This window comes from Anabaena subtropica FACHB-260, assembly GCF_014697105.1.
GTDB classification, from domain to species: Bacteria; Cyanobacteriota; Cyanobacteriia; order Cyanobacteriales; family Nostocaceae; genus Trichormus; species Trichormus subtropicus.
Genome location: NZ_JACJRF010000001.1, coordinates 230,314 through 244,358, shown reverse-complemented (window position 1 = coordinate 244,358; position 14,045 = coordinate 230,314). Strand labels below are relative to the sequence as shown.

13 protein-coding genes are annotated in these 14,045 nt (G+C 38.0%); 2 read left to right on the top strand and 11 right to left on the bottom strand.

Annotated elements, in window-relative coordinates; translation table 11 throughout:
* Nucleotides 1–53: 53 nt before the first annotated feature.
* Complete coding sequence (locus H6G18_RS00975; RefSeq protein ID WP_190405202.1) at nt 54–482, bottom strand: hypothetical protein; 429 nt, start codon at nt 480–482, stop codon at nt 54–56.
* A gap of 133 nt (nt 483–615) precedes the next feature.
* Between H6G18_RS00975 and dacB the strand changes: the two genes are divergently transcribed.
* Both dacB and H6G18_RS00965 read left to right on the top strand, forming a co-directional pair.
* Entirely contained in the window at nt 616–2,079 is a 1,464-nt protein-coding gene (gene dacB, locus H6G18_RS00970; RefSeq protein WP_190405201.1) for a D-alanyl-D-alanine carboxypeptidase/D-alanyl-D-alanine endopeptidase, read from the top strand.
* A 670-nt stretch (nt 2,080–2,749) separates the two neighbouring features.
* Nucleotides 2,750–3,166 carry a 2TM domain-containing protein gene (locus H6G18_RS00965; protein ID WP_190405200.1) on the top strand — a complete coding sequence of 139 codons (417 nt, stop codon included), beginning with the start codon at nt 2,750–2,752 and terminating at the stop codon, nt 3,164–3,166.
* Between the two features lie 88 nt (nt 3,167–3,254).
* On the opposite strand, the gene H6G18_RS00960 is transcribed toward H6G18_RS00965, so the two are convergent.
* The 10 genes from H6G18_RS00960 to H6G18_RS00915 all read right to left on the bottom strand — a co-directional run bounded on the left by H6G18_RS00960 (nt 3,255) and on the right by H6G18_RS00915 (nt 14,002).
* Entirely contained in the window at nt 3,255–4,868 is a 1,614-nt protein-coding gene (locus H6G18_RS00960) for an NAD(P)H-quinone oxidoreductase subunit 4 (RefSeq protein WP_190405199.1), read from the bottom strand.
* 301 nt (nt 4,869–5,169) lie between these two features.
* On the bottom strand, nt 5,170–5,709 hold the full coding sequence (locus H6G18_RS00955; RefSeq protein ID WP_190405198.1) for a hypothetical protein: 540 nt from the start codon (nt 5,707–5,709) through the stop codon (nt 5,170–5,172).
* Between the two features lie 16 nt (nt 5,710–5,725).
* Nucleotides 5,726–6,631 carry a homoserine kinase gene (gene thrB / locus H6G18_RS00950; protein ID WP_190405197.1) on the bottom strand — a complete coding sequence of 302 codons (906 nt, stop codon included), beginning with the start codon at nt 6,629–6,631 and terminating at the stop codon, nt 5,726–5,728.
* Between the two features lie 319 nt (nt 6,632–6,950).
* Nucleotides 6,951–7,961, bottom strand: coding sequence for a sucrase ferredoxin (locus H6G18_RS00945; protein ID WP_190405196.1), 1,011 nt, complete (start codon nt 7,959–7,961; stop codon nt 6,951–6,953).
* 135 nt (nt 7,962–8,096) lie between these two features.
* Nucleotides 8,097–8,525 (bottom strand): GlcG/HbpS family heme-binding protein, encoded by a 429-nt coding sequence (locus H6G18_RS00940; protein ID WP_190405195.1) that lies wholly within the window; start codon nt 8,523–8,525, stop codon nt 8,097–8,099.
* A 4-nt stretch (nt 8,526–8,529) separates the two neighbouring features.
* Nucleotides 8,530–9,708, bottom strand: coding sequence for an MFS transporter (locus H6G18_RS00935; RefSeq protein ID WP_190405194.1), 1,179 nt, complete (start codon nt 9,706–9,708; stop codon nt 8,530–8,532).
* 5 nt (nt 9,709–9,713) lie between these two features.
* Nucleotides 9,714–11,093 carry an HlyD family secretion protein gene (locus H6G18_RS00930; RefSeq protein WP_190405193.1) on the bottom strand — a complete coding sequence of 460 codons (1,380 nt, stop codon included), beginning with the start codon at nt 11,091–11,093 and terminating at the stop codon, nt 9,714–9,716.
* A gap of 69 nt (nt 11,094–11,162) precedes the next feature.
* Complete coding sequence (locus tag H6G18_RS00925) at nt 11,163–11,777, bottom strand: 3-isopropylmalate dehydratase small subunit (protein ID WP_190405192.1); 615 nt, start codon at nt 11,775–11,777, stop codon at nt 11,163–11,165.
* Nucleotides 11,778–11,794: 17 nt separating this feature from the next.
* Nucleotides 11,795–13,240, bottom strand: a complete 1,446-nt coding sequence (gene leuC, locus H6G18_RS00920) for a 3-isopropylmalate dehydratase large subunit (protein WP_190405191.1) — start codon at nt 13,238–13,240, stop codon at nt 11,795–11,797.
* A gap of 66 nt (nt 13,241–13,306) precedes the next feature.
* Entirely contained in the window at nt 13,307–14,002 is a 696-nt protein-coding gene (locus H6G18_RS00915) for a Sua5/YciO/YrdC/YwlC family protein (protein ID WP_190405190.1), read from the bottom strand.
* Between the last annotated feature and the right edge of the window lie 43 nt (nt 14,003–14,045).

Sequence of the window (14,045 nt, the reverse complement as noted above, 5' to 3'; positions counted from 1 at the left end):
GGTATTCTACTATGGGGATTTAACTCTGCCCGTTCCCGTTCAGGCGACTGTAGTCAATCAGAAGAATTATTGTAATTGATAGTAATCGGGCTATTTTCTACACCTTGAAAGATGGGTGCTTTACTATCAATATTCTGAAAACCTTGCCCTCCATAAACATTTTGGACATTTTTACCTTGAATCTTACCAATATTAATTTCTTGGTGAATTTCTTGGGCAAGGCTTTGAACTTCTTCGCCAAATTGACTATCTGTATCCATTTCTACCTGTAGGTAGGCGGTAACCAAGTTTAAATCTTCCTTAGAACCTTGTTCAGCTTTTGTTAAAGCTTCTTGCGCTTTCGGCTTACCCGTGAACTTGTCCCAAATTTTCTGACGTAGCAGTTTCAGCTTGTCTATTGTACTTTCAGTTATTTTCTCTACGGTTGTTTCAAAGACCTTAGTGGCAATTAAAGTAGCGATCGCAGCAGCAGTTAATGACATAAACTCAATAAAAGCGCAATTATACTGATTTTTCACAGTTTAACAGCCTCTCAATAGAGAATAATGCTTTCCCGCGCCTAGTGGTTCAATTCATAAGCAAGCTATCATCGTCAAGTAGTTTTAATCACTCTGTATGCCCCGAAAAATTTCTCTTGGCTTGATGGCATTATTTATTAGTGTTCAAGTTAGTGTTACCCAGCAACTAGTTAAAGCCCAAACCCCAACCGCACCTACACCCACCACAAAATCTATTTGTCCGGCGGAACTGAGAACAGCCATAGATACAATAGTTAATCGTCCCTTATTTAATCGAGTGCGCTGGGGTATCTTAGTAAAACCTCTCTCATCCGTGCAAACACTCTACAGTCGAGATGCAGAGAAATACTTCACTCCCGCTTCTAATGCTAAATTGCTGACTACAGCTGCTGCCTTACAACAACTAGGTGCAGACTTTCGTATTCGTACCTCAGTTTATCAAAATGGTAATGGCAATTTCACTGTTGTTGGTAGAGGTGACCCTAGCCTCAGCGATACTCAATTGCAATCACTAGCACAACAACTAAAACAGAAAGGTATCACCCAAATTAGTCAGCTAATTGCTGATGATAGTTATATTCAAGGGGATATTGTTAACTCGACTTGGCAATGGGAAGATGTGCAGTCAAATTATGGTGCGCCAGTCAATAGTTTTATTTTGAATCAAAATGTATTTGGTTTAAAACTCATTCCTCAAACTGTAGGTAAGACTCCACAATTGTTGTGGAATGACCCCAATGAAGCAAGACAATGGTTGATAATCAATCAATCTGTAACAGTTGCAGCAAATCAACCAAGTTATATTGATGTTAGCCGTGATTTAACAGGAAAAGTGCTGCGAATTAAAGGACAAGTTGCAGCTAATTCCACTCCATATTTAGTAGAATTGCCCGTAGTTGATCCTAATTATTACTTCCTGCGACGTTTTCGTAGTGCCTTATCCACAGAAAAAATTAGTTTGGGTACAACATTAGTTGCTTCTAGTGCTGCTAATCAACAGGAATTAGCTGCTGTACAGTCCCCGCCTTTATCACAATTGTTGATAGAGACAAATCAAAATAGTAATAATTTGTATGCTGAGGCTTTATTAAGAACATTAGCATTTAAACAACCCAGATTGCAGAATAAAACTACTGCTGACATTGGTTTAGAAGCTATTAAAACAAACTTAAATCAATTAGGTGTTGATCCCACAGGTTATGTTTTGGTAGATGCTTCTGGTTTATCTCGACGTAATTTAATAACTCCTGAAGCTTTAGTACAAACTTTGCAAGGAATAAGCAAAACACCAGTCGCCAATGTATATCGTGCTTCCTTACCTGTGGCTGGGAAAAGTGGTACGTTGAGAAACCGCTTGCGTAATACTCCTGCGGAGGGAATTGTACAAGCAAAAACAGGCACTTTAAGCGGTGCAATTTCTCTATCTGGATATGTGAATCCTCCTACGTATGAACCTTTAGTTTTTAGTGTTATGGTGAATCAATCTGGACAGCCAGCGAGTGTTTTACGGCAAGCCATTGATGAAATAGTTGTATTACTAACACAGTTAAAATCTTGTTAATATTCATTGTCAGTTATACAGATTCCTTTACATTTAATTCCGTTTGTAGCTGTACGCTGACAATGAGAACATAAAATTTTTTCTATTTCTTGGTTGGTATTTATGTTAGCACTTGCGTCCAATTTATCTTTTTCAGGCTGATTTTTTACAGTCATAAGGTGAAAATAATTGTTCACTGTTTACATTTTACAAGTTTGTTAGAAGTGATGATCAAAATCTCAATTTATCACCTCCGAAAGACTACTACCTGAATTTTAAGTTTTGGGTGATAGTTTCTTCCCCAAGCGATATTTTCGGCATAAAGCTTAAATTGTGGGGTGTATTAAAGCAACGCGTAACGCACCGTGTGATTATGGTGCGTTACGGCAATTTATACTGTCGTTCATACTCAAGTCCTCACGCTGCCGTAACACAACGGCAATAAAGCGGGAAGAAGATCTACACCGCTTTTTGCCTCCCCTACTTAATATTTACTTTATAAATAGGCTCTAAGTAAGGCACTCTAACAAAAAAATTGTCTTATATATTTGTGTTTTCAATTACTGTATGGATTATTTTTTCAGATATAAAATGTGAGTCTTAGCAGTTCGTAACAACAGGTAAATATATTTTTAAGGGTTTTGTAGCTAAAGTTCCAAAATTTATCTTTTCTCCTTTTTGAGGTATTTATATGACTTACAATTCAGAACAAATGCAGCAGATTCTTCAAAAAGCTTTTACTCGTCAGCAACAGGGAGAAATTTCACGACAGCAAATTATAGAAATTGCTTCGGAATTAGGGGTTTCATCAGCATCTCTACAAGCGGCTGAACAAGAATGGTTGACTCAAGAAATAGGAGAAAAGAAGCGGCAAAGATTTCATGCTCAACGACGTGAAGAGTTTAAAACACACCTGATTTCTTTTATTGGTGTCAATGGATTTTTGATTGTGTTGAATTTCTTGACAAGTCCTTCCTACTTCTGGGCAATTTTTCCCCTGTTGGGTTGGGGATTAGGTTTATTCTTTTCTGGTATGAATGCTTATAAAACTAGTGGAGAATCTTATGAACATGATTTTCAGGAATGGTCTAAAAAATTGCCAAAATAACTAAAAAATTTTAGGGGTAGTTTTGCAACCACCCCTAATGTTAGTCATATTTAGGATTTACATTCAGCACCATTGCTGAGAGATATATTTACTTAGAGATATTAACTAAACTTTCAACTTGAGCATTAGCCAGTGTTGGCGCTGTAAAAATCTGGGAGTACAGACTTGATGGTTGTTGTCTGGCAACCACTGGTAGCACTTGACGAGCATGGGTAGCAATTTCTACAGTCTTCACATCATAAGTTTGTGTGATTAACTTGGGATACAAACCAATACCGATGATGGGAAGCAACAGAGAAGCGGTGATGAACAACTCACGAGGTTTGACATCAGGAACAAAGGCATCGAGATGTAACTCTTCGCTTTGTTTGCCGTAGAATACTTGGCGTAACAGAGACAGTAAGTAAATCGGAGTCAGAATTACACCCACTGCTGAGAGTAGGACAACTACAACCTTGAAACTGGAACTGTAAACATCACTGGTAGCGATACCGATGAACACCATCAACTCACCGACGAAGCCACTCATTCCAGGTAAAGCTAGAGAAGCCATTGCGCCTGCTGTGTAAAGAGCGAAGGTTTTGGGCATGACTTTACCAATACCACCCATTTTGTCCATCAACAAGGTGTGGGTACGTTCGTAAGTTACACCAGTTAAGAAGAACAAGCTAGCAGCAATTAAACCGTGAGAAACCATTTGTAGCATGGCTCCACTAACACCAATTTCTGTGTAGGAAGCTAGACCGATTAGCACAAATCCCATGTGGGCAATTGAAGAGTAAGCTAGGCGGCGTTTGAGGTTGGTTTGAGCAAAGGCACAGCAAGCACCGTAAACAATGTTAACGACACCTAAGACTGCTAAGACTGGGGCAAAGTAAACATGAGCATCGGGCAACATTTCCATGTTGAAGCGGATTAGGGCATAACCACCCATCTTTAACAACACACCAGCCAGAATCATGGAACCAGGTGCAGATGCTTCACCGTGGGCATCAGGTAGCCAAGTATGTAAAGGAAATATTGGTAGTTTTACACCGAAGGCAATTAAAAATCCTGCATAAGCTAATAATTCGATCGCTTTGGGATATTGTTTCATTCCCAGAGCTGCAATGTCAAAAGTGACGGTATCTCCAGAGAATGCTAAAGCAAATCCGGATAAGAGAATAAATATAGAAGCAGCAGCAGTGTATAGGATGAATTTGGTCGCTGCATAACGGCGTTTGGGGCCTCCCCAGATGGAAATCAGCAAGTAGACGGGAACTAGCTCGATTTCCCACATTAAGAAGAATAACAATAAGTCTTGGGCTACAAACACACCCAACTGGGCGCTGTACATCACCAGCATCAACCCATAAAATAATCGCGGCTTGTTGGTTACTTTCCAAGCCGCGAAGATTGCGAGTGTGTTAATTAAGCCTGTTAACAACAGTAAGGGCATCGATAAGCCGTCAACTGCTACGGACCAATTCAGCCCTATTTGAGGAACCCAGGCATATTTCTCTACGAATTGGTAGGTCGAGTTTTGAAAGTCGTAGTAGTGCCAAAAGGCAGCAATCATTAAGGCGAAGTCTGCAAATGCGACTCCTAAACCATACCATCGGACTGTTTTTCCTTCTTTATCGGGAATTATGGGGATGGCTAGGGCTGCCACCAAGGGCAAGGCAATTATGGCTGTTAGCCAGGGAAATTGAATAAGATTCATTACTTCTGACAATCTTTTTTTGTTTTCGCTTTTAATTACATTATATTAAGGAATTCGTACTTTTGTAAACTTTATTTATCTCTGAATAATTAAATTTTGAGAGTTGATAAGAATATATACCCATAACAATGGCAATTATCAGCATAAAAAGGAATAAATACTCATCAAAATTGGTCGCTGACTCATTGTATTTGTAAAGTTTTGCAACGTCAATAAAAAACGGTGGCTCAGACCACCGTCACGAATTGTAATATTACGCCTACTTCTATATGGTTATCAGCGATCAAAATGTCAAGGTTTGCTAAACAATGCGATTGACAATAGTCCAAACTGCCCCATCTGAACGGACATAAGGAACTGAGATCGTTTTGAATCCCGTGATGAAAGGCTTGTAATACACTTGCCAATACAAGGGACTGAGTTCATCGGCACAAGCTTTGAGCAGGCGAATTTCCGTGGCTAATTCCCCCGCTATTTGATTGATTCGTTCAGCATGGACTTGAGCGACTTCTTTGGCTGCTTCTAGCTGTTGTTCTTGGTTAATTTGTTGAAGTCTTCTTGGTAAACGGGCTAATTCAGTTTTTTTGTACTGTAACTGCAAGTCTAAAGCAGCGATCGCATCTTCTATGCCTTTGAGTTCAGCAAATAGTTGGGCATTTTCCCGCGCTTGGCGGCGATAAGCTTCGACAATTGCGAAAGGTGAATCATTCTCGTGAGTAATCACATCATTATTAATGGTGAGTGCAGCACGTTCCTGCTCAAGCACTTGGATTTGTGACTTAAGCGCCGTCATCTCCGACTGAATTTGCTCTAAAGGCAAACTGGGGTTAAGTTCTTTCATTATGAATTTTGAATTGTTAAGTTGCGCCATGAGTATCGAGAGCAAGCGATCGCACTACAGCCGTAATTCCTGCTTCTTGCCAAGCTGTGGACATTGCCGCCTCAACAGCTCCCGCATGAGATACATTAGCTAAAGCCAACAATGTTGGCCCCGCGCCACTAATCACCATACCGTAAGCACCAGCCTTCACAGCCGCAGTATTCACAGCATCGTAACCAGGAATTAAAGCTTGGCGATAAGGCTGATGTAACTTATCTTGTAAAGCTGCCCTTAACCATTCTCTCTTACCTGTTTCCAAGCCACGCAACAATAAACCTAAATGGGCAGTATTGAAAATTGCATCTGCACGACTATATTCTGTTGGTAAAACTCGCCGCGCCTCTGAGGTTGACAATTCAAAATCAGGAATCGCTACCACTGGAACAACATCACTATGCCAGGGAACATCGCAAATTTCCCAACCCTTAGCACTAGTAGCAGCCAGACGACATCCCCCCAACAAAGCTGGGACTACATTATCAGGATGTCCTTCAATGGCGATCGCTAATTCCATCACCTGCTCTTGAGATAGGGGTTCACCCGCTAATCTATTCGCCGCCACCAAACCCCCAACAATGGCTGTGGCCGAACTACCCAAACCCCGCGCCAAAGGTACACCCAACTCAATCTCTATTTTCACTCCTGGCGTTGGCTGATCTATATATTGATATAACTTGACAAACGCCTGATAAAGTAAATTACTCTCATCTGTTTGCACTCGTTCCGCTTCTGCGCCCGTGACCTGAATAATTAACCCTTCATCCAAGCGGTTGAACTGGAACTGATTATATATAGTCAAGGCTGCACCGATGCAGTCAAAACCAGGCCCCAAATTAGCAGTTGTGGCGGGAACCTTTACTGTGACAGAAGAAACAACAGACATTGCTAAATACTCACCTAACAGTCATTGGTCATTAGTCAATAGTCATTAGTTACTAGCTTTTGGACTATAGACTACTCACCTCACCAATCAACCAGCATCCCACGTAATTGGTCAATTAGTCATTATCCACATCGCTAAACGCATATCTCCCCATCACCAGACAACAAACACAATTAACCAAGACTGAGCCAAAACGCAGATGTAGTAGAAAAGCCTAGCTTCAATAGTGCCACTGCTAGAGTTATCACCGCGTTACCAAGCAAGATTTCCAGAATCAGAGCAGTAATCATGTTTAACAGTGTTTTCACTAAACTTTTAATTAAATCAGCGTTGTCAGTAGTGAATTGTTGGCAGCTTCTAATAAGTTATTTCTATTGCCTACTTGTTTCAGATTGTATATGGAATATTGAAAAATTACTGACTCTAGCATTGCATGGCAAGAATTTTTCAAGCTCACAGTTAAAGTTTCATCTTTTAAAATATCAGCTTGGTAAGTAAATTGATCACCACCAGTATTTTCAAAATTCAGTTCAGCTAAAATCATACTTTGGTCTGAACTCTGTTCAATAATTCTCCCCCCTACCTTGTAGTTAAACCAGTCCCATCCATAGCGTAAAAGCAATTCCCTTTCAAGAATTTGAAGTGAACTAGGAAAAATACTCCATCCCCGGTAAACATCCTTCAAAAGATTAATATTGCCAGTGCGAGTCAAAATTGACTTAAATGAATTCTGCTCAAGAACACCATAATACCTTCCTTCCGGTAGGTCGATCATTGTCGGTGCAAACCTATGTCCACCAAAATGAGTTGATTTCCAAATACGCACATTTTTCAAATTTAAATCAGTAATAGTAGCCGCAGCATGATAATAAAAGGGATTTCCATATCTAGCACAGCATTTATCATGACTGCCATGAGTACAAACTAAAATATCTCTGCTTACAGTTATATCTACTTCATTGCTAATATTTTTTCCCCAAAACCATGCTCTAACAATTTCTGCTACTTCTTCAATATTTTTTAGGTTGAATTCTCGCTTATTATATCCATTACTTAGCCCAGCTTTCCTGTGATAAATTAATAATTTTGTCTGCCCTGATTTTTCAGAATTATTGTTAGCGATCAGAAGAAATTTGATAGGTAATTTAGCTGTTTTACATTCATTTACCAGAATTTTTAAGTCACTAGGGATATATTTAGAATCAAACGCTTCTGATTCCCAAGGTGGAGGACATTCAATTAAAATATAAGCCTGGACATTATTAGCACTGCCAATAAGTGATTCGCTTGCCAGTCTTGATTGATGAGAACAAAAGAAAGTACTTGTCATAATAAAATCAAGATAAAAATCATATATAAATAACTATGATTTTTATTAAAAATATGCAGTTTTACGAAAAATTTAAAAAAATAGGATAGTTATATAAAAATTTATAACTATCCCAAATATTTAGATATTTAGTTTTTAAACTGAATTTTCAAGAAGTTCTAAAGCTTTTTCGACACATTGGACATCATAAGAATAGTGGCCACCACTAACTCCAATTCCTCCGACGATTTGACCATCAACCTTGATAGGATGACCGCCACCAAAAACAACCAAATCTTCAATGTGTGGCGCACCCATACATAATGGAGGATCATTTTTGATAAAGTTAAATAAATCAGCAGTAGATAATCCAAATCCTACAGATGTTTTTGCTTTCTTAATTGCTAATTCAATACTCATTAAAGGCGCGCCGTCCATCCGAGCAAACACTTTAAGTACACCACTTTCATCACATATTGCAATCGATGCAGGTATGCCTAATTCTTGTGCTTTAAATTCAGCCTCATTTAATAATTTTTGAGCTAGTTCTTGAGAAATGCTTTGCTTGGTAACTAAATTAGCCATGAATTTAACTCCTGCTTGTCATTGTACTTGATGTAAATCCAATAAGAATAGCTATGACGTAGGCTATTGTTATTTGAATCATGAGAGATTGAAAGTTATATTCAATCAATATATATCCACCTACTAATAACAACACGGCATTTATTATGCTAAAACGTTGTTCCATAGTAGATAAAATACTTGCTCTCTGTTGAGGATTTAGGTTGCTGAGGTCTAAGTTTTTCATTGTCAGTGGTCGTATGCAGCCTGAGCCAAATCCCAGCAATAATATAGCAATTAAGCTAATACCAAAATCCTCAAATATACTAAACAAAATCATAGAAATTAAAGTACATCCCATAGTGATAATTATAAAATTATTAATACCAATGACTTTCATCAGTTGAGAACTATAAAGTGCGGAAAAAAATGCACCTATACTAAATAAACTGAGAACTAGACCAAAAAATGGTATATCTACTTGCAGCATCAAAAAGAAAAAAGGTAAGAACCCTACAAAGGATGCTAGTAAAAAAGCACGAGATAAAGCATAGTAATTCATCCAAAATCCTTGTTCCGCAGTAATTTTGGGCTTTTGAATTGAATTGTGAGTTTTAGAGGAGGATGTTTTTTGCTTACTTAAATTTGGTTCTTCGGAAATTAACAAAATAGATATAATTGCCATAGCATTCGCCAACATTGAGATATAAAAAGGCCAATGGGCTTCATAATCAAATAAAATGCTACCGATAACTCCTGCTAATAGAGTAGACAAGAACATCAAGCTTTGAGATTTAGATTGAATATTATTAAATAAGTCTGTTGAAGATTTACTAGTAATTGAACGTAATAAACTAGAATCACTACTAATCGCTAAACTAAATCCACTTCCGCCGATTATTTGCCCCAAAAAAGGTAGCCAAAAGTTAGTATTACCTACTCTTGTTCCCCAAATAATGAGAAACAAACCGATCGCCTTTAATAGTTCCCCTAAAGCGATCACAGATTTTTGTGGCATATAGTTTAACAAAAAGGAATTTGTTTTGGTATTCAACATAATTGATAAACCATAAACCATCAGCAATGTTTCGGTGAGTAAAATACCCATACCTGATAAGAATAAGTGCAGAAATAACACAGGTAAATGGAAATACATTCTTGATATAATTCGGTATGAATAGAAAAAGAAAATATTAGATTTCATACCAGTTAATTTTGATTTTTCCGAATTTTAACTTCAACACTCCTACCTGCACTACAGAAATTATCTGCGTCCAAAGAGTCTGACCAATCAACTTGAATTTTTGCAGTGACAACACGAACGGGAAGTTGGCGACGTTCAATTTCTGGGGGTGGTTCGACAACATATTGTCCAACTGTCACTCGTCCTGTACCGGCTCTGATAGTTTGTATTTTTCCCGGCCACATCTTTTGAGAGCCAATGAGATGAACATCTACAGATTGTCCAATTTGTAATGCAATAGCATCTCGCTCATCAATAAAGGCTTCTACCCATACGTTCTTGCAGTTAATTAACTTCAAAATAGGAGCATTGGCTGTAAGAACTTCGCCGGAATGTGCTTCAATCGACCAAATCACTCCTTCTTGTGGCGATCGCACTAAAATGTGATTCTGGGTTTTCAACTCCTGACGTACTCTAGCTAACTCAGCTTCGTTACCTCGAATTTCAATCTGCAAGTCAGAAATCTGATTTTTTAAATCTGCAATTTCCGTCTTCAGTTCAATGGTGCGAATATCTGGATAACTATAACTACGAGGGCCATCTAACTGTAACCCCTTAGCCGCAGCATTCAAACTGAGTTTATGTTGCTCAACTCTGGAACGCGCTGCTGATAATGCTGCTTGAGCTTGTCTTGCTTGTGTGACTTTCTGCTCTTGAGCTGCTTTGCTGATAGCACCTTCTGTCAGTAAAAAATCCGCACGCTTTGCATCAGATTGAGCTATATCAGCCTCAGCTTGCGCTCTCATCAAATCATTTTCAAATTGATCAACTTGAGATTGTCCAAATTTAATCTGAAGTTTTTGTTGTTCTTGACTAGCATTACTAAATTGCGTTAGTAAATTAGTGCGATTTCTCAGTTGTTGATTGAGTCCGGCTAGGCGCTCTCGATTATTATCAAGACGTGATGTTAGCGTCTGTTGATTGATTTTTAGCGATGATACCAATTGGTTTTCGACATCACCGGAAATACTACCAATTACTTTTGTTTTTGTCAGTTGCTGACCTAATTCTGGCTGAGTTGTTAAAGATAATTTTCCTGGTATAGGAGCGCGAACGTAGACAATTTCACTATTAATAAAGGCTTGAATACTTTTTACTTTCCCTTGTCTTTGCCAGAGGAAGGCTACTAATAGCCCTACTATACCTAAACCACATAATAAAATCAAAAATTGTTTCTTAAATCGAAAATCTGATTGATGCTCAGGATTTTTTACAGAATCTGGACTAGGTTCTTTTGTTAAATTGTTAGTGAGAGTTTCTTCTTCTTTAATAATTGTAGTTACCGAGTTACTTCCATTAAGTTGCTCAATCTTCATATCTGCAACTGAATTTTTATCATTACTCATTGACGTTTTTCCACAGTTAACACTCAAAAAAATGTAAATATCTACACTAAAACAAGATTTTTATTTGCTTCATGCTTCTAAATATTGGAAATAAGGAACTCTTTCAGCAGTATTAATAATTTCCTGCCTAACTGATAATAATTCCAGTAACGAATCTTGATGACCAGATAGAAAATTTTGCCTTAATCCTTCAGGCATCCATACAGGAAATTTGTTATTTTCACAAGCAATAGTTAAAGACTGAATATCTAAATGAAATTTCATTTGCGGATCACATTTATTCAAGTTAATCAGTTGCGTTAGAATATCAGTACTAGCTGTTAGACACAAAAGACCAATAGCGTTACAGTTACCAAAAAAAATTTCTGCAAATGATTCACCAATAATTGCTTTGATACCTTTACCCCATCGTTTGATACCTTGCGGCGCGTGTTCTCGTGAAGAGCCGCAGCCAAAGTTTTTATTAACAAACATCAACTGAGCATCAGCATAGACAGGATTATCTAAAGGATGTATTTGAAATTGTTGTTGTTTTTGTATTCTTTCATCTGCAAAAATGTATTGACCTAATTTGTCAAAAACTAGTGTTTTTACAAAACGAGCAGGTAAAATTCTATCCGTATCAATATCATCACCATGAATACTAATTGCTGTTGCAGAGATAATAGATTTATTATTTTTCATTGTGCTTATCTTCTAACTCAAGCGCCAACTAATGCGGGTGTAATTGAATTAATTTTCCAAAAATTTCGCGCATCAACAAGTTCACCTGCAATAGCAGCAGCAGCTACCATAACTGGAGACATTAATAATGTTCTACCTTGAGGAGAACCTTGTCTTCCCTTAAAATTACGAGTTGATGAAGAGGCGCAAATTTGATTTCCGATGAGTTTATCCGGATTGATTCCTACACACATTGAACATCCCGATTCTCGGAATTCAAAGCCAGCATCTTGGAATACTTTGTCATAACCATGTTTAATTATTTCGGCTCTGACTTGTTGAGAACCAGGAACAATTAAAGCCTTGACATGGGGAGATACTTTCAGTCCTCTATTTTGAATTAATAATTGAGCAACTGTTTCTAAATCTGAAAACCGACCATTGGAGCAAGAACCGATAAATGCTACATCAATTTTAGTACCTTTGATGGAAGCACCTGGTTGAAAGGACATATATTGATAAGCTTCTGCAATCAAGTTGCGCTCTGATTCATGAAACTGACTGAAGCTAGGAATGGTTTCATTAATACCTATAGATTGGTCACTGCTAATACCCCAAGTCACCATCGGTTCAATATCTTCTGCTTTGAACATTACCCGATCATCGTAATAGGTATCAGGGTCAGATTTTATAGATTCCCAATAAGCAATAGCTTGTTTCCAGCTATTTTCTTGAGGGGCAAATTCTCGTCCTTGGAGATAATCATAAGTCTTTTGATCTGGGTTGATATATCCGCAGCGTGCGCCTCCTTCAATAGACATATTACAGATAGTCATGCGCTCATCCATTGACAAATTATCAATTAAATCACCTCCGTATTCATAAGCGTAACCTACTCCAGCTTTGGCACCGAGATGATTGATAATATGTAAGATGACATCTTTGGCATAAACACCAGATTTGAGTTTACCGTTGACATCAATTCTTCTAACTTTCAATTTTGGCATTGCCAATGTTTGAGAGGCTAAAACATCACGAATTTGGGTGGTACCTATACCCAATGCAATGGCTCCAAATGCCCCATGAGTAGAAGTATGAGAATCACCACAACAAATAATCATACCTGGTTGTGTCAAACCTTTTTCTGGTGCAATTACATGAATAATTCCTTGCTGGTTAGTATTAGGAGAAAAAAACTTAATTCCATATTCAGCAGTATTTTTTTCCAGAGCTACTAACATATCTTCAGCCAGTGGATCTGACAAAGGGCGATCGCATCCTGATGTAGGGATGATGTGATCAACTGTGGCGAAGGTGCGATCAGGAAACATGACATTTAAATTGCGCTCCTGAAGCATGGAGAAGGCTTGCGGGGAAGTAGCTTCATGGATGAGATGTAATCCTACCAATATTTGATAGAGTCCAGAAGGTAATTGTTTGATAGTGTGATACTCAAACACTTTCTCATATAAGCTTTTTCCCACGAGACACAACTCCTTAGATTAATTGACAGTTATGATTGCTCACATGAATCTTACTAACAAAAAAACTCAAGCTTTAATACTTTCCAGTTTTTCTTTCAGTTGATAGAAAGAAGGCTCTATTGTTTCCCAATTAACTCCACGTCGCTTGATAGTCCAGTTAGTGAAATTGACAATTGTTGTAGCTAATTTTTGGTCATTTGCATATTTAGCTGTTCCATGATCAATGACCAAATCTACCTGCTCGGTAAATTCTTTTGGTAGGTCTGTAAAACTATAGGTATTACCTTGGCTAGAAACATTACCAGAAGTACCAACGAACAGAAAACCTTCATCATCAGCTCGTTGTACCAAAGACTCCAAGAAAGAACCAGTGTTAAGAAAGGCTGCTACTGTTCCATTAGTAACACTTTGTGAATAAACCCAAGGTGGTAAAGAGTTGAGTATTTCACTATCTTTTTTGACAGGTAATACAACTGCTAGCGTTGTCCAACTTACCATTTTTTCAATCCATTGGAGAATTTCCAGATGAGGAATATCAGCAAATTTTGGCAGAGTTTGTAAGTTAGCAATCACAATGCAAGGATTAGAATGAGGACGGTTTTTTAGCTGATACATTTTGCGTATCGCTGCTTCTGAAGTGGCGAAAAAACCATAACCAATATCACCTTTAGCGATGACTAGACCGCCTTCTTTGATTGTTTTGAATGCTTGATTAGCTTCTTCATTTGTCCAATACTTGTAATTCACAGCTTCAGAAATCATTGCAACTATCCTTTTGGTAATTTCTTTTGATTTATCGGTTAAT